We start from the raw sequence: 15,836 nt of genomic DNA on the forward strand, positions 1-15,836 counted from the left end.
AATGGCAACGATTAAAGATGTCGCGGCAATGGCAGGCATTTCGTACACGACGGTTTCTCATGTTTTGAATAAAACCCGCCCTGTCAGTGAACCTGTGCGCTTGAAGGTTGAGCAAGCCATTGCACACCTGGAGTATGTACCCAGCGCGGTAGCACGCTCGCTCAAGGCCAAGACCACAGCGACCATCGGCCTGCTGGTGGCCAATAGCCTGAACCCGTACTTTGCCGAGTTGGCGCGAGGTATCGAGGATTACTGTGAGCGCAACAATTACTGCGTGATCCTGTGCAACTGTGATGATGACCCGGTCAAGCAGCGCAATTACCTGCGGGTGCTGCTGGAAAAGCGTGTGGACGGGCTGGTGGTCGCTTCGTCCACAGGCGACCTGGGGATGGCCAGCGGGTTGGTCGGCGTACGCACGCCGATGGTGATTGTCGATCGCAGCTTTGAGGGGGTTGAGGCTGACCTGGTGTGCATCGACCACGAACTGGGGGCTTATCTGGCTACGCGGCACTTGCTCGATCTGGGGCATCGTGCCATTGCCTGCATTGGCGGGCCCGCCGCCACCCGTGTCGCGCAGTTGCGTATGGCCGGGTATCGGCGCGCGCTGCTGGAGGCGGGTATAACGCCTCAGGGGCAGTGGATGGTCGAGAGTGACTTCAGCAGTGTCGGGGGCTACAACGCGGCGGTCAGCTTGCTGCAGCACAACCCGCTCTCGGCCATTTTTGCCTGCAACGACATGATGGGCATCGGCGTATTGCGAGCGGCGGCCGAGCGCAATATTCGGGTACCCCAGCAGTTGTCGGTGATTGGCTTTGATGATGTACAGATGAGCCGTTATGTCTATCCGTCGCTGACAACTGTCGGGCAGTCGATCCTGCAACTGGGCGAGATCGCTGCCCAGTTATTGTTGCGCCGCATTGCCGTACCCGGGCGGGCGGTGGAGCAGCGGATCGTCAAGCCCGACATTGTGCTGCGCGAGTCCACCCGGGCTTATGCGCAAGCACCGTTGAAATCCCCCCCTACAATCACTGGATGAGTGTCGATACATGCAAGCGAATGTTGTGGTTGCAGGCAGTCTGAATATGGATCTGGTCACGCGTACCGAGAGATTGCCGCGCCCGGGGGAAACGGTGTTCGGGCAATCCTTTACCACCGTGCACGGTGGCAAGGGCGCGAACCAGGCGGTAGCAGCGTCGCGCCTGGGTGCCCGGGTGGCAATGCTCGGCTGTGTCGGCGGTGACGCCTATGGCGTGCAGTTGCGCGACGGCTTGCTGGCTGACCGGGTTGATTGTGTGGCAGTGCGCACCGTGCCTGACTGTGCCAGCGGCGTGGCCCTTATCACGGTGGATGCCTGCAGCCAGAACACCATTGTGGTGGTGCCGGGTGCCAATGGCTGCCTGGCCGCGGAAGATATCCGCGCCTTTGATCACGTCTTGCAAGGTGCGCAAGTGCTTGTTTGCCAGCTTGAAGTGCCGATGGAAACAGTCGGATGCGTGCTGGCGCGTGGACGTGAACTGGGCAAAGTGGTGATCCTCAATCCCGCCCCGGTCAGTGCTCCGTTGCCGGGGCACTGGTATGGCGCCATCGACTACCTGATCCCGAATGAGAGCGAGGCCTGGGCGCTTAGCGGTGTGCCGGTTGATTCCCTTGAGTCGGCCGGGCGGGCTGCCCGGCGGTTGGTCGAGCTGGGCGCGGGCAAGGTGATTGTCACCCTGGGCGCGCTGGGGGCCTTGTTTGTCAGTGCCCACCGAGTGATGCACTTTACTGCGCCCAAGGTCGAGGCGGTGGATGCCACGGCGGCGGGCGATACCTTTGTCGGCGGCTTCTCTGCCGCGCTGGCGGCGGGTATGGAAGAGGACGACGCGATACGCTTTGCGCAGGTCGCCGCCGCGTTATCGGTCACTCGGGCGGGGGCTCAGCCTTCGATTCCATTGTTGCGTGATGTTCAGGGCTTTAAAGCACCATGAAAAAAACACCGCTGCTGAATATCGCCTTGTCGCGGCTGGTTGCCTCGCTGGGGCATGGCGACATCGTAGTGATTGCCGATGCCGGTTTGCCGGTGCCCAAGGGTATCGAACTGATTGATCTGGCCCTGACTCAAGGCGTGCCTGATGTTGCCAGCACGTTGCGCGCCCTGCTCAGTGAGATGCAGGTGCAAAGCCATGTGCTCGCCACTGAGTTGTTGCAGGCGCCATGCCCGGCGCTGTCATGTATCGACGAATATGCAGGCAAGGGGGAGTTGGGCTCAAGGAGCCTGCTCACCCATAATGCTTTCAAGGAACTATGCCTGCAGGCAAAGGTGATTGTTCGTACTGGAGAGTGTCGCCCGTACTGCAATATTGCCTTGGTCTCTGGCGTGACTTTTTGACAAATAACCAGGGAGTTGTGATGCCACGTTTTACCCGGATTTTTCAGCCATTGATCAGGAGTGTCTTGTTCGTGTCCGCCATCACGATGTCGAGTGTTCAAGCCGCAGACAAGATCGATTTGATCATCGACACGGACCCCGGCGCCGATGATGTGGTCGCTCTGCTGCTGGCACTGGCTTCACCGGAGCAGTTACAGGTGCGGGCCATTACCACCGTGGCGGGCAACGTACGGCTCGACAAGACCTCGCGCAATGCCCGGCTGGCCCGGGAGTGGGCAGGGCGCGAAGACGTGCCGGTGTATGCCGGGGCCCCTAAACCCCTGGTGCGTACGCCGATTTACGCCGAGAACATTCACGGCCAGGAAGGCGTCACCGGTGTGCCTGTGCATGAGCCGGCCAAAGGTCTCGAAAAGGCCAATGCGGTCAATTACCTGGTTGATACCTTGCGTGCAGCCAAGCCAGGCAGCGTGACCATTGCCATGCTCGGCCCGCAGACAAACCTGGCCCTGGCCTTGATCCAGGCCCCGGAAATCACGCAGGGAATCAAGGAAGTCGTGGTCATGGGCGGCGCCCATTTCAATGGCGGTAATATCACCCCGGTTGCCGAGTTCAACCTTTATGCCGATCCGCATGCGGCAGACGTGGTGTTGAAGAGCGGGGTGAAACTGACCTATGTACCGCTGGATGTGACACACAAGATCCTTACCAGCGAGGCGCGACTGAAGCAGATCGCTGCACTGGGCAATACGGCCGGCAAACTGGTGGGCGATATTCTCAATGAATATGTGAAAGGCGACATGGTGCACTACGGACTGCCTGGCGGGCCTGTTCACGATGCCAGTGTCATTGCCTACCTGCTCAATCCTGCGCTGTTCTCCGGGCGTGAAGTCAACCTGGTCGTGGATACTCGCGAGGGGCCGACCTTTGGCCAGACTATCCCGGACTGGTACAACACCTTGAACCAGCCCAAAAACGCCTTTTGGGTCGAGAGCGGTGACGCGCAGGGCTTTTTTGACTTGCTTACCGCGCGTCTGGGCCGGCTCAAGTGAAGTGAGGTTGCGCGCCGTCAGGTCAGCCTGACGGGCTCGGCCGGTTTGTACTTTTCGAACACCTGACTGACGAACGCTCGGGCAGCTTCCGTGCCGAGCTCTTTAACCAAAAGGTCGATGCCGATAATGGCCAGCTCTTCAGGGCTGCCAGGGCTGTATGAGCACTGTCCTTGATGCCACTTGGCCTTGATATCTGCATCGATGCTGACTGTTGTCATGGGGTGCTCATGGGAAGGGGGCGTGAAAAGGCGATTTTAGCAAAAAGTCGTCATTTCGCTATGAATAGACCAAAGTAAATATTGGTTTTTGCACCCTCAACAGCCCATGACCCCCGCACTGCGTGCCACACTTGCACTTTTTGGGAGCGGTGCAGGCCATGCAAATTGATCTAAACAACCCTGAGGGCTTTACTCTTGGCGCTGTGCGTCAGTTGCTGGCCTCGGCCAGTGATGATGCCCATACACAGTTGCGCGTGACCAAGACGGGTATCGCTTATATTTCTTCGGGTGTGGTGGGCGGTGTCGATATCGACGGTCTGCTTTTCAGGCTGGAGACCTGGGCGGCAGGTTCTGGCTATGTCGGAAAAGTTGCAGCAAGCGATGAGGTCTGGGTCATGCAGATATTCAATGCCCTCAAGGACAACTGGCCTAATCCGCCGTTCGATTACATTGATGTGTACTGACACCTGAACATATTTGGCAATGATTAGGGGTGCACGGTAAAAGTCGGCTCGGGCACACTTGCCGGTGCTGGCAAATCAGAAGGCGCTGAGAGGCGTCATGCAACCTATGTGCGAAAAAGCTGTCGCAAGGGTTCAGACTATTTATCTTAAGGAGGCTTCATGTCTTGGAAGCTAGTGTCATTGGGTTCGTTGTTGGCGGTCTTGGCACTGTCCGGATGCAGCACCGCAAGTTCGGTCAAGGAGCCTGTCGCCGAGGCGGGGCATAGCCGTTGCGATGCTAAATCAGCAGCATTTGCAGTCGGTCAAAAGGCTTCGGCGCAGCTTCTGGAGCAGGCCCGTATCAAGGCTGGTGCGCAGAACGCGCGTATTTTGATGCCGCATGACGTGATGACGCTTGAGTACCGCTCGGACCGTCTCAATCTCAATGCGGACGACGCTGGCATCATTACCCGGGTTAACTGCGGCTAACCTGGCCTGACATTGCGTCAGGCATAAAAAACCCCGTCACATGGACGGGGTTTTTTTGTTCGCGGGAGATTTACTCCGGACGAACCTGTGCAGCTTGCATACCCTTTTGGCCTTTCTCAGCCACGAAGGAAACGGTCTGGCCTTCTTTCAGGCTTTTGAAACCGTCGCTTTCGATAGCTTTGAAGTGTACGAACAGGTCGTCACCGCCACCTTGAGGAGTGATGAAGCCGAAGCCTTTTTCATCGTTGAACCATTTTACGGTGCCGGTTTGGCGATTAGACATGGTGTATCTCCAAGAAACTTATATTTTCAGTAGTACTGTGCTGCTCAGGCCAACTGGGCACACCGAGGTATCATAGTCGAAATGTGCGCTTTGGGAGCCCCCCTGAGCTACAGATTGCTGCAATGTTAACCCTCGTCTGCTCTTTGAAATGCTCAAGACCCCCGGTTTACGGGGGGTTGAGGGCTAAAGGCTGTTAGAAAAAAAGCAGTCGAGAATCAATATTTTTTACGTGCAAGAGCGTTTTTGACTGTTTTTGCTCTCCTCACGGCTCAATTCGAGCCGTGAGGAGGGTGGTTATTTCTTGGCCCGGCAAGCCTGGATGGCGTCCAGAGCCCGGGTGCGAAGCTCTGCGCTAGGCTGGGTTGTCTTGCTCATCAGCTGTGTGATTTCGGCGCTTGTAAACTTCTCGGACAGCTTGTCCGCACCGCATGCGCAATGCTGTTGGGCCGTTTTTGCGTCAACACTTTGGCTGGCTGCCGCTACGCAGTCCTTCATGTAGTCTTTTTTGGCGCCTGCAGGCCAGTTATCGGCCTGGGCGCTCAGGGGTAGCAGCAGCGCCAGGGGGGCTGCGAAGGCGAGTAAGCGGATCGTGCGCATAAGATGCTCCTTGTAGGCATTAAGACCAAGTGTGTATCACTGAGTATGTGAAAGGTAAGTGGAGCTCAAGTTCACCCTTTTGTAAAAAACCCCGTTTTCTCGCGGATGCGGGGAGGGGTGCGCAACAGGCGTATCCATCTGTGCTAGCATGCCGCCCTGGCTATTTCCTGCATTCGCGTGTTCCTTGAACCGTCATGCAGTGCCATTAACCTTTTTGATTTGAACTCCAGTCACTCTGGTTCGGTTTTAGGTTCGCCGCAAGGCTCCTGCCACTGTGAGGCAGGCATACCACCGAATCGCGTACTGGCTCATCCCAACCCACGTGACCTTTGGTAGGGGTCACCACTAGGAGAGGAGGCGCCATGCCAACTATTACTCTTCCCGACGGCAGTCAACGCTCTTTCGATCATCCAGTTTCTGTAGCCGAGGTTGCCGCTTCAATTGGCGCCGGCCTGGCTAAAGCCACCGTGGCCGGCAAGGTCAACGGCAAGCTCGTGGATGCCTGTGATCTGATTGAAAACGATGCCACCTTGCAAATCATCACGCCCAAGGATGAAGAGGGGCTGGAGATCATTCGTCACTCTTGCGCCCACTTGGTCGGTCATGCGGTGAAGCAGCTGTTCCCGACGGCCAAAATGGTCATCGGGCCGGTCATCGACGAAGGCTTTTACTACGATATCGCCTATGAGCGTCCGTTCACCCCGGATGACATGGCTGCTATCGAACAGCGCATGCAGCAACTGATCGAAAAAGACTACGACGTCATCAAGAAAGTGACGCCGCGTGCCGAAGTGATCGAACTGTTTGCTGCCCGTGGTGAAGACTACAAGCTGCGCCTGATCGAAGACATGCCGGACGAGCAGGCCATGGGCTTGTACTTCCATGAAGAATACGTCGACATGTGCCGCGGTCCTCACGTGCCGAACACGCGTTTCCTCAAATCGTTCAAGCTGACCAAGCTGTCGGGCGCCTACTGGCGTGGCGATGCCAAGAACGAGCAGTTGCAGCGTATCTATGGCACGGCCTGGGCTGACAAAAAGCAGCTGGCGGCCTACGTCCTGCGTATCGAAGAAGCCGAAAAGCGCGATCACCGTAAAATCGGCAAGCGCCTTGGCTTGTTCCACACCCAGGAAGAAGCCCCGGGCATGGTGTTCTGGCACCCGAATGGCTGGACCCTGTACCAGGTACTTGAGCAGTACATGCGCAAAGTACAGCGCGACAATGGCTACCTGGAGATCAAGACTCCTCAGGTCGTTGATCGCAGCCTCTGGGAAAAGTCCGGGCACTGGGCCAACTACGCCGAGAACATGTTCACTACCCAGTCTGAAAGCCGCGACTACGCGATCAAGCCGATGAACTGCCCTTGCCATGTGCAAGTGTTCAACCAGGGCCTGAAAAGCTACCGCGAGCTGCCGCTGCGTCTGGCCGAATTCGGTGCCTGTCACCGTAACGAGCCGTCGGGCGCCCTGCACGGCATCATGCGTGTGCGTGGCTTTACCCAGGACGATGCCCACATCTTCTGTACTGAAGAGCAGATGCAGGCCGAGTCGGCAGCTTTTATCAAGCTGACGCTGGATGTCTACGCTGACTTCGGTTTCAAGGACATTGAGCTCAAGCTGTCGACGCGTCCTGAAAAGCGTGTGGGTTCGGATGAGCTGTGGGATCGCGCCGAAAGCGCATTGGCTTCAGCCCTTGATAGCGCTGGCCTGGCGTACGATTTGCAACCGGGCGAAGGTGCCTTCTACGGTCCCAAGATTGAATTTTCTCTGAAAGATTGTCTGGGTCGTGTCTGGCAATGTGGTACCCTGCAGCTCGATTTCAACCTGCCGATCCGTCTTGGCGCAGAATATGTGTCCGAAGACAACAGCCGTAAGCACCCGGTTATGCTGCACCGCGCGATCCTTGGATCGTTCGAACGTTTTGTCGGTATCCTGATCGAACATTACGAAGGCGCATTCCCTGCTTGGCTGGCTCCAACCCAGGCAGTGATCATGAATATCACTGACAAACAGGCAGATTTTGCTGCTGAAGTTGAAAAAACTCTCAATCAGAGCGGATTTCGTGCCAAGTCTGACTTGAGAAATGAAAAGATCGGCTTTAAAATCCGCGAGCATACTTTGCTCAAGGTTCCTTATCTCTTGGTTATCGGAGATCGGGAAGTCGAGATGCAGACTGTCGCTGTGCGTACACGTGAAGGTGCTGACCTGGGCTCGATGCCCGTCGCGCAATTCGCTGAATTCCTCGCACAAGCGGTTTCCCGGCGTGGTCGCCATGATTCGGAGTAATTATTATTAAGCGTGAAATGAGACAAGATAAACGAGCTGCACCGAAAGCCCCGATCAACGAGAATATCTCGGCACGCGAGGTTCGGTTAATTGGGGCTGAAGGCGAGCAGCTTGGGATTGTGTCAATTGAAGACGCGCTTCTTAAAGCTGAAGAGGCCAAACTGGACTTGGTGGAAATTTCCGCTGATGCAGTACCCCCAGTTTGCAAGCTGATGGACTACGGCAAATCTATCTTCGAAAAGAAGAAACAGGTTGCTGCTGCAAAGAAAAACCAGAAACAGATTCAGGTTAAAGAAATCAAGTTTCGTCCAGGGACGGAGGAAGGGGATTACCAGGTAAAACTGCGCAACCTGGTACGTTTCCTGAGTGATGGGGACAGGGCCAAGGTATCGTTACGATTCCGCGGCCGTGAGATGGCCCACCAGGAGCTGGGTATGGAACTGTTGAAGCGGGTTGAAGCTGACCTTGCGGAATACGGTACCGTCGAACAGCATCCTAAGATGGAAGGACGCCAGCTGATCATGGTCATCGCCCCGAAAAAGAAGAAGTAATCAATTGGGCACGGCAGGCCTTCTGATTATGTTTATCAACTGAATGCGGAGTATCCGAACATGCCAAAGATGAAGACTAAAAGTGGTGCTGCTAAGCGGTTTCTGAAAACTGCTAACGGTATCAAGCACAAGCACGCTTTCAAGAGCCACATCCTGACCAAAATGTCGACCAAGCGTAAGCGTCAACTGCGCGGTAGCAGCTTGCTGCATCCGTCTGACGTGGCAAAAGTCGAGCGCATGCTGCGCCTTCGTTAATTTTTGGTTAAGACTAGAGGAAGTAACTCATGGCTCGTGTAAAGCGTGGCGTTGTCGCCCGTAAACGTCACAAAAAAATTCTGAAACTGGCTAAAGGCTACTACGGCGCACGCTCACGCGTATTCCGTGTTGCCAAGCAAGCGGTAATCAAGGCAGGCCAATACGCCTACCGTGACCGTCGTCAGAAAAAACGTCAGTTCCGCGCTCTGTGGATCGCTCGTATCAACGCTGGTGCTCGTATCAACGGTCTGTCTTACAGCCGTTTCATCGCCGGCCTGAAAAAAGCTTCCATCGAGATCGACCGTAAGGTTCTGTCTGATCTGGCAGTGAACGAAAAAGCGGCGTTTGCTGCGATTGTCGAGAAAGCTAAAGCCACTCTGGCTTAAGTACCCCCGACAGTCACTTGGGCTTGCCTGTGTAAGCCCGGGTGCTAAACGTCATAAATAGGGGAAGAGCCTTCAAGCTCTTCCCCTATTTTGTATCTGGAGTCTGTACATGGAAAACCTGGATGCGCTGGTCTCTCAAGCACTAGAGGCTGTGCAAAGCGCTGAAGATATCAATGCCCTGGAGCAAATCCGGGTTCAATACCTTGGCAAAAAGGGTGAATTGACTCAGGTGATGAAGACCCTGGGCAATTTGCCAGCAGAAGAGCGTCCGCAAGTCGGTGCCCTCATCAACGTTGCCAAGGAGCGTGTCACAGAGGTTCTCAATGCGCGCAAGGCGTTGTTTGAAGAGGCCGAACTGGCCGCCAAACTGTCTGCCGAGTCCATTGACGTGACCCTGCCTGGCCGTGGCCAGACCTCTGGCGGTCTGCATCCGGTGACCCGGACTCTGGAACGTATCGAACAGTTCTTTACCCATATTGGCTACGGCATCGCCGAAGGCCCTGAGGTTGAAGACGACTATCACAACTTCGAAGCGCTCAACATCCCAGGCCATCACCCGGCCCGGTCGATGCATGACACCTTCTATTTCAATGCCAACATGTTGTTGCGCACCCATACCTCGCCGGTACAGGTCCGCACCATGGAATCCAAGCAGCCGCCGATCCGCATTGTCTGCCCGGGCCGTGTGTACCGTAGCGACTCGGATATCACCCATTCGCCGATGTTTCACCAGGTCGAAGGCCTGCTGATCGATCGCGATATCAACTTCGCTGACCTGAAAGGGACCATCGAAGAGTTCCTGCGGGTGTTCTTCGAAAAAGAACTGGCCGTGCGTTTCCGCCCGTCCTACTTCCCGTTCACCGAGCCTTCCGCTGAAGTGGATATGGAATGCGTGATGTGCAGCGGTAAAGGCTGTCGTGTCTGCAAGCAGACTGGATGGCTGGAAGTCATGGGCTGCGGCATGGTTCATCCGAACGTGCTGCGCATGTCCGGGATCGACCCGGAAGAGTTCTCGGGCTTTGCCTTCGGCATGGGCGTTGAGCGTCTGGCCATGCTGCGTTACGGCGTGAACGACTTGCGTCTGTTCTTCGACAACGACTTGCGGTTCCTCGCGCAATTTCGCTAGTCGTAACGAATTCTTAGGAGAGCAGGATGAAATTCAGTGAACAATGGCTGCGTGGTTGGGTAAACCCGCAGGTAGGTCGCGACGAGCTGGTTGCTCGTCTGTCGATGGCCGGTCTTGAGGTCGACAGCGTTACGCCGGCCGCCGGTGTATTCAGTGGCGTGGTTGTGGGCGAGGTGCTGAGCACCGAGCAACACCCTGATGCTGACAAGCTTCGTGTTTGCCAGGTCAGCAATGGTGCCGAGACTTTTCAGGTAGTGTGTGGTGCGCCCAACGTGCGCCCTGGCTTGAAAATCCCGTTCGCCATGATCGGTGCCGAACTGCCGGGTGACTTCAAAATCAAAAAGGCCAAGCTGCGTGGCGTTGAGTCCAACGGCATGCTGTGCTCGCAAGCAGAACTGCAAGTGGGCGAGGGCAATGACGGCCTGATGGAGTTGCCGGCCGATGCACCGGTGGGCGAGGACATCCGCGTCTATCTGGGTCTTGAAGACGCCAGCATTGAAGTCGACCTTACGCCGAACCGTGGCGACTGCCTGTCGCTGGCAGGTCTGGCGCGTGAAGTGGGCGCTCTGTATAACGCCCAGGTGACTCGCCCGGTGGTTGCGCCAGTTGCTGCGGTACACGAGGAAGTGCGTCCGGTTGAAGTGCTGGCACCTGCTGCTTGCCCGCGCTACCTGGGCCGTGTGATCCGCAATGTTGACCTGTCCCGGCCAACGCCGCTGTGGATGGTTGAGCGCCTGCGTCGCGCTGACGTGCGCAGCATCGATGCCGCTGTCGACATTACCAACTATGTCATGCTGGAACTGGGTCAGCCGTTGCACGCGTTCGACCTTGCCGAGATCAATGGCGGCATTCGTGTACGCATGGCTGAAGAAGGCGAGAAGCTGGTACTGCTCGACGGCCAGGAAGTCACCTTGCGCAGCGACACGCTGGTGATTGCAGACCATACCCGCGCTTTGGCCATTGCCGGCGTAATGGGTGGCGAGCACAGCGGTGTGACCGACAAGACCCGCGACATATTCCTTGAAAGCGCTTTCTTTGATCAGATCGCCGTTGCTGGCAAGGCCCGCTCCTACGGCCTGCACACCGACGCTTCGCACCGCTACGAGCGTGGCGTGGACTGGAAACTGGCCCGTGAAGCCATGGAGCGCGCCACTGGTCTGCTGCTGGAAATCACTGGCGGCGAAGCTGGCCCGATCGTTGAAACCGTCAGCGAGCAGTATCTGCCGTCGATTGCACCGATCACCTTGCGTGCAGCGCGTATCAGCCAGATGCTCGGCATGGAAATGGACGCGGCGGAAGTTGAGCGTCTGCTCAGCGCCCTGGGCCTGACCATAACCGCTGAAGGGGCAGGGCAATGGCGCGTAGAAGTGCCAAGCCATCGCTTCGATATCAGCCTGGAAGTTGACCTGATCGAAGAACTGGCGCGCCTGTACGGCTACAACCGCCTGCCGGTCCGTTACCCGCAGGCCCGTCTGGCACCGCAAGCCAAAGCAGAGGCGCGTAGCGACCTGCCGGAGTTGCGTCGTTTGCTGGTCGCTCGTGGTTATCAGGAAGCAATCACCTACAGCTTTATCGACCCGAAACAGTTCGAACTGTTTAGCCCGGGTGTTGAACCGCTGTTGCTGGCCAATCCGATTTCCAACGACATGGCTGCCATGCGTGCCTCGTTGTGGCCCGGCCTGGTCAAGTCGTTGCAGCACAACCTGAACCGTCAGCAAGATCGCGTTCGCCTGTTTGAAAGCGGCCTGCGTTTTGTTGGCCAGCTTGAGGGTCTGAAACAAGAGCCGATGCTGGCGGGTGTTGTTTGCGGCAGTCGTCTGCCTGAAGGCTGGGCTCAAGGTCGTGATGTTGTCGACTTCTTCGACGTCAAGGCTGATGTAGAAGCGGTGCTGGGTTTTGCCGGTGCCCTGGACGCGTTTACCTTCGTGCCGGGCAAACATCCTGCTCTGCATCCGGGCCAGACTGCACGTATCGAGCGTGACGGTCGCGAAGTTGGCTATGTCGGTGCCATCCACCCTGAGCTTTCAAAAAACCTTGGTCTTGACCGTCCAGTGTTTGTTTTTGAACTGGTTCTGGCAGAAGTGGCGGCAGGTAAAATGCCGAAATTCCATGAGTTATCGCGCTTTCCTGAAGTGCGTCGTGACCTGGCGTTGTTGGCCGATCGTGACGTTGCAGCCAGTGCTGTGCTGGATGTAATTCGTGAAAATGCAGGCGAATGGCTGACAGACCTAAGGTTATTTGATGTTTACCAGGGTAAAGGCATTGATCCGCATAGAAAAAGCCTTGCAGTTGGCTTGACCTGGCAGCATCCATCGCGCACTCTTAATGACGATGAGGTGAACGCCGCAACGCAAAATATCCTCACCTCGCTTGAACAAAGGTTGAACGCCACGCTAAGGAAGTGACGTATGGGGGCTCTGACAAAAGCTGAGATGGCGGAACGTCTTTACGAAGAGTTGGGCCTGAATAAACGCGAGGCCAAAGAATTGGTCGAGCTGTTTTTTGAAGAAATCAGGCACGCTCTTGAAGACAACGAGCAGGTCAAACTGTCAGGTTTTGGCAATTTTGATCTGCGTGACAAGCGACAGCGGCCTGGCCGCAATCCGAAAACGGGAGAAGAAATCCCGATCACGGCTCGCCGTGTAGTCACTTTTCGTCCAGGGCAGAAGTTGAAGGCCCGAGTAGAGGCTTATGCTGGAACCAAGTCATAACGACGAGCTCCCGCCGATCCCTGGCAAACGCTACTTCGCCATAGGCGAAGTCAGCGAGCTGTGCGGTGTAAAGCCGCATGTGCTGCGCTACTGGGAGCAAGAATTCCCTCAGCTCAACCCCGTAAAACGTCGCGGAAACCGCCGGTATTATCAGCGTCAGGATGTGCTGATGATCCGGCAGATTCGTGCGCTGCTTTATGACCAGGGTTTCACCATTGGAGGTGCGCGCTTGCGGCTTTCCGGTGATGAAGCCAAAGATGACACCACGCAATACAAGCAGCTGATCCGCCAAACGATCTCCGAATTGGAGGATGTCTTGCTGGTACTGAAGAAATAACCGAGGCATTTAAAATACTTTCGTATTTCAAAAGCTTAAGGTATATTTCTCAACGTTCTAGCAAGTTGTAACGCCTAGTCGGGGCGTAGCGCAGTCCGGTAGCGCACTAGCATGGGGTGCTAGGGGTCGAGTGTTCGAATCACTCCGTCCCGACCATATTTTTCAATGACTTAGCCCAACTTTCGCGAGTTGGGCTTTTTCATGCTCAGGGACTTTTGCGGGGGATCATCCAGTTTTCCTCCTCAAGATCGTCAGTGCGGGCCCCCGCGAATCAGTTGACGATGCTTTGTTTGCCGCTTCGATCAGTTGCCCAAGCTCTGCGGTAGAATAGTGGCTCGTAATGCTTCCGTTCTTATGCCCAAGCAATGCCTTTCGATCTTCCAGTGTCACGCCTGCTGCACGTAGCCTTCTGCCAAAGGTGTGCTTCAGGTCGTGAACCCGGATCGATGCGAAACCCGGCAAAGCAGGGCGCAGGTATTTCTCCTGCCATATCTTCGCTGCGCGTACCCGCGCTTTCTTCCAGGCCGAATCGTTCATCCGATGCATCCCGGTACCGTCATAAGGGAAAACCCATTCCTTACTCAGGCCGCGTTGCTTCTCGATAACTGACTTGGCCACCCCGTTCAGAACGACAAGACGATCCTCGCCGTTTTTCACGCCTGAGGTTTCCCGTCTCCCGCCAAAGCCTGCTGGAATCAGAAACACGCTGGTATCCAACTCGGGCACGCAAATCTCCCAATCCCAACGCAGCTTGCAGACCTCTTGCTCGCGACACCCTGTGTTCACCTTGAACATGGCCATGTGCTGCAAGTGAGCTGGCAGCTCAGCAAACAACACTGATTGCTCTTCCCAAGACAGAGGGTAGGGCTTCCGGCTATCTGTCTTCTCGTCCAGCATGCTGATCATCGGCACTGACTCAAGCCAGGGCCTTTTCTCAGCGTCCCGCCATTTCCTTGCACACAAGTTCAGCACCCTGACGACTCGTTGCAGGGCAATGTTGACCGTCCTGTTTGATACGCCGGGTTTAACCCTGCCGGTCTTTGTCAGGCCCGGCGTTTGCCTGTCCTTGATGTACTGCGCCAGCGTCCCGTCATCGACGTGGGTTATGGGCAGATCGCCAAGGTAAGGATCAAGCTGTTCGATGTGCAATGCAGACAGGGCAATTGATGGTTGATGCTGGTACTCCACCAAAAACCTTGTTGCCGCTTCACGCCAAGTTCGCACCTGGCGCACGCCGTAAACCTTTTCCTGTCTGAGTTTCTCAAGCCGGAATATCAGGTACTGCTCGGCTTCTTCCCTTTCGCTCGTTCCAGTGCTTTCTTGAAGTCGTGTACCTCTGACGACCTTGTCGATGTGCCAGATACCGTTCCTCTCGTAGAGACCGGAGATCGTTTTTCGCGCCATTGTTTCTCTCCTGGGCGCCCACTGCGGGGCGGATTGTTGTCCCGATCGTTCAGTTTTTCAATCGCAGCCGCTTCGATGTAGGCATCTGCCCACTGGTCGAGCTCATGCCGATCAAAGGCAACACCCTGTTTTCCGATGGGGAATTCCCTGACGTGGGGCCTGACAGTGTTCTTAAATTCTTCCCTACACATGCCGAGATATGCAGGCGCATTCATGGCTCGGATGAAGCGGGGGACGGTCTCTACTGACAGGACTGCATTTGTGTTGGCCATGGGGGTACCTCGCTATTCAGCTCTGGCAGAAGCAGCTTTGATTGATGATTTATCTGTCGAAATTTCGCTATGATCAGTGAAATATTTGGAGCGGAATTTATGCCTTACATAAATAATGAAAACTTGAACCTAGATACGAAAGTATTTCGGTATATGGATTTGGCAAAATTTCTATCTCTGATTCACCAAAAGACTATTTTTTTTGCACGGGCAAGTAGCTATGAAGACAGCCTTGAGGGTATGCCTACCGAATTAGATGAGTATCTAGAAGGTGATCTTGCCGAGCTTTTAGATGTCGCACTCAACTCTTTATGGCCGAGCATGTCGCCAGATACTAGTGAAGAGGGTCGTAGGGAAAAAGAAGATGCAATTAAAAAGGCGAAATCAAATTCTGAAAATAGAACGATAAAGACAATTTTTGGCCCCCAGAAAGCATCTGAATTTGCCGATTATTCATCTGTGCAAAAAGCTGTGTCAAATTGGGTTGATGTCAGCTGCTGGCATACTGATGCAAGCGATGTAGAAAGCATGGCGATGTGGAAGATTTATGGCGGGGGGGCAGCATCTGTTTGTGTTGAATCGACTGTCGGTGAAGTGATTCGTTCCATGAGTATTGCTCCTGAGATTAATGTTTATGCCGGTGTTGTTTCATATATTGATTATAGAAATGACTATGTCGGGGTGGATGAGCCGTTAAAGTTTTTTTTCAACAAAAGCAAGTATTACGCTTTTGAGAAGGAGTTGAGGTTTGTATTGCATCCGACATTGCTCAAGGACTTGAATGCACCTAGAAATGAGTTCGGAACATCAGTTGGTGTTGATCCGATGGTTTTAATTAAAGGGGTGATGGTATCTCCGGCAGCAAGTCAGTGGTTTTTTGATTTGATAGAGCTTGTTATGAAGGATTCTGGGTATTCCGTTCCTGTTTCCAGATCAAAAATCCCATTGCGCCGTTGATGGGACCGTTGATGATCAGGTCCGGCAGGGCTGTGCTGGTCTTGATTGGAACGATGAGGGCAGGTGCAGGCGTTTAGCGAGCATGGTCAAGCGCCCGCTGTGCAT

Annotated in this window: 19 protein-coding genes and 1 tRNA gene; 16 read left to right on the top strand and 4 right to left on the bottom strand. The window is 55.3% G+C overall.

Annotated elements, in window-relative coordinates; translation table 11 throughout:
* Window position 1: 1 nt before the first annotated feature.
* Genes GHN92_RS04735 through GHN92_RS04750 form a run of 4 tightly spaced genes read left to right on the top strand, consistent with a single transcriptional unit; the run spans window position 2 to window position 3,417 of the window.
* Window positions 2-1,036: a LacI family DNA-binding transcriptional regulator gene (locus GHN92_RS04735; protein WP_153379473.1), complete on the top strand. Its 1,035-nt coding sequence runs from the start codon at window positions 2-4 to the stop codon at window positions 1,034-1,036.
* Between the two features lie 10 nt (window positions 1,037-1,046).
* A complete protein-coding gene (gene rbsK, locus GHN92_RS04740; RefSeq protein WP_095018576.1) occupies window positions 1,047-1,967 on the top strand; it encodes a ribokinase in 921 nt (306 codons plus the stop codon).
* Complete coding sequence (gene rbsD / locus GHN92_RS04745; protein WP_095001978.1) at window positions 1,964-2,368, top strand: D-ribose pyranase; 405 nt, start codon at window positions 1,964-1,966, stop codon at window positions 2,366-2,368. Before rbsK ends, rbsD begins: the two co-directional genes overlap by 4 nt.
* Window positions 2,369-2,388: 20 nt before the next feature.
* On the top strand, window positions 2,389-3,417 hold the full coding sequence (locus tag GHN92_RS04750) for a nucleoside hydrolase (RefSeq protein ID WP_095023610.1): 1,029 nt from the start codon (window positions 2,389-2,391) through the stop codon (window positions 3,415-3,417).
* A gap of 17 nt (window positions 3,418-3,434) precedes the next feature.
* Here the strand turns inward: GHN92_RS04750 and GHN92_RS04755 are convergent, their stop codons facing one another.
* Window positions 3,435-3,635 (bottom strand): hypothetical protein, encoded by a 201-nt coding sequence (locus tag GHN92_RS04755; protein WP_095001976.1) that lies wholly within the window; start codon window positions 3,633-3,635, stop codon window positions 3,435-3,437.
* A gap of 158 nt (window positions 3,636-3,793) precedes the next feature.
* On the opposite strand from GHN92_RS04755, the gene GHN92_RS04760 reads away from it, so the two are divergent.
* Both GHN92_RS04760 and GHN92_RS04765 read left to right on the top strand, forming a co-directional pair.
* Complete coding sequence (locus tag GHN92_RS04760) at window positions 3,794-4,099, top strand: hypothetical protein (protein WP_095001975.1); 306 nt, start codon at window positions 3,794-3,796, stop codon at window positions 4,097-4,099.
* 159 nt (window positions 4,100-4,258) lie between these two features.
* Window positions 4,259-4,567, top strand: coding sequence for an I78 family peptidase inhibitor (locus GHN92_RS04765; RefSeq protein WP_095001974.1), 309 nt, complete (start codon window positions 4,259-4,261; stop codon window positions 4,565-4,567).
* 70 nt (window positions 4,568-4,637) lie between these two features.
* Here the strand turns inward: GHN92_RS04765 and GHN92_RS04770 are convergent, their stop codons facing one another.
* Together GHN92_RS04770 and GHN92_RS04775 are read right to left on the bottom strand one after the other, a co-directional pair.
* Window positions 4,638-4,850 carry a cold-shock protein gene (locus GHN92_RS04770; protein WP_003179963.1) on the bottom strand — a complete coding sequence of 71 codons (213 nt, stop codon included), beginning with the start codon at window positions 4,848-4,850 and terminating at the stop codon, window positions 4,638-4,640.
* A 294-nt stretch (window positions 4,851-5,144) separates the two neighbouring features.
* Complete coding sequence (locus GHN92_RS04775) at window positions 5,145-5,447, bottom strand: hypothetical protein (RefSeq protein WP_095001973.1); 303 nt, start codon at window positions 5,445-5,447, stop codon at window positions 5,145-5,147.
* Window positions 5,448-5,809: 362 nt separating this feature from the next.
* Between GHN92_RS04775 and thrS the strand changes: the two genes are divergently transcribed.
* The 9 genes from thrS (at window position 5,810) to GHN92_RS04820 (ending at window position 13,254) form a co-directional block, all read left to right on the top strand.
* A complete protein-coding gene (gene thrS, locus GHN92_RS04780) occupies window positions 5,810-7,732 on the top strand; it encodes a threonine--tRNA ligase (RefSeq protein ID WP_095001972.1) in 1,923 nt (640 codons plus the stop codon).
* On the top strand, window positions 7,732-8,283 hold the full coding sequence (infC, locus tag GHN92_RS04785) for a translation initiation factor IF-3 (RefSeq protein WP_169916631.1): 552 nt from the start codon (window positions 7,732-7,734) through the stop codon (window positions 8,281-8,283). Before thrS ends, infC begins: the two co-directional genes overlap by 1 nt.
* 60 nt (window positions 8,284-8,343) lie before the next feature.
* The gene (gene rpmI, locus GHN92_RS04790; protein WP_002553160.1) at window positions 8,344-8,538 is read left to right on the top strand and encodes a 50S ribosomal protein L35; all 195 of its coding nucleotides are present in this window, start codon (window positions 8,344-8,346) and stop codon (window positions 8,536-8,538) included.
* Between the two features lie 29 nt (window positions 8,539-8,567).
* Complete coding sequence (gene rplT, locus GHN92_RS04795) at window positions 8,568-8,924, top strand: 50S ribosomal protein L20 (protein ID WP_003442184.1); 357 nt, start codon at window positions 8,568-8,570, stop codon at window positions 8,922-8,924.
* A gap of 109 nt (window positions 8,925-9,033) precedes the next feature.
* The gene (gene pheS, locus GHN92_RS04800) at window positions 9,034-10,050 is read left to right on the top strand and encodes a phenylalanine--tRNA ligase subunit alpha (RefSeq protein WP_095001971.1); all 1,017 of its coding nucleotides are present in this window, start codon (window positions 9,034-9,036) and stop codon (window positions 10,048-10,050) included.
* A gap of 26 nt (window positions 10,051-10,076) precedes the next feature.
* Complete coding sequence (gene pheT, locus GHN92_RS04805) at window positions 10,077-12,455, top strand: phenylalanine--tRNA ligase subunit beta (protein WP_095001970.1); 2,379 nt, start codon at window positions 10,077-10,079, stop codon at window positions 12,453-12,455.
* Window positions 12,456-12,458: 3 nt separating this feature from the next.
* A complete protein-coding gene (ihfA, locus tag GHN92_RS04810) occupies window positions 12,459-12,761 on the top strand; it encodes an integration host factor subunit alpha (RefSeq protein ID WP_002553164.1) in 303 nt (100 codons plus the stop codon).
* Complete coding sequence (locus GHN92_RS04815) at window positions 12,742-13,098, top strand: MerR family transcriptional regulator (protein WP_095001969.1); 357 nt, start codon at window positions 12,742-12,744, stop codon at window positions 13,096-13,098. Before ihfA ends, GHN92_RS04815 begins: the two co-directional genes overlap by 20 nt.
* A 79-nt stretch (window positions 13,099-13,177) precedes the next feature.
* A tRNA-Pro gene (locus GHN92_RS04820) sits at window positions 13,178-13,254 on the top strand.
* Window positions 13,255-13,323: 69 nt separating this feature from the next.
* On the opposite strand, the gene GHN92_RS04825 is transcribed toward GHN92_RS04820, so the two are convergent.
* The gene (locus GHN92_RS04825) at window positions 13,324-14,502 is read right to left on the bottom strand and encodes a tyrosine-type recombinase/integrase (RefSeq protein ID WP_153379475.1); all 1,179 of its coding nucleotides are present in this window, start codon (window positions 14,500-14,502) and stop codon (window positions 13,324-13,326) included.
* A 341-nt stretch (window positions 14,503-14,843) separates the two neighbouring features.
* Here GHN92_RS04825 and GHN92_RS04830 point away from each other — a divergent pair, with 341 nt between their 5' ends.
* Window positions 14,844-15,731 (top strand): hypothetical protein, encoded by an 888-nt coding sequence (locus tag GHN92_RS04830; RefSeq protein ID WP_153379477.1) that lies wholly within the window; start codon window positions 14,844-14,846, stop codon window positions 15,729-15,731.
* The last annotated feature ends 105 nt before the right edge of the window (window positions 15,732-15,836 follow it).

It is taken from the genome of Pseudomonas sp. FSL R10-2964, from assembly GCF_009600035.1.
GTDB lineage: Bacteria > Pseudomonadota > Gammaproteobacteria > Pseudomonadales > Pseudomonadaceae > Aquipseudomonas > Aquipseudomonas bubulae.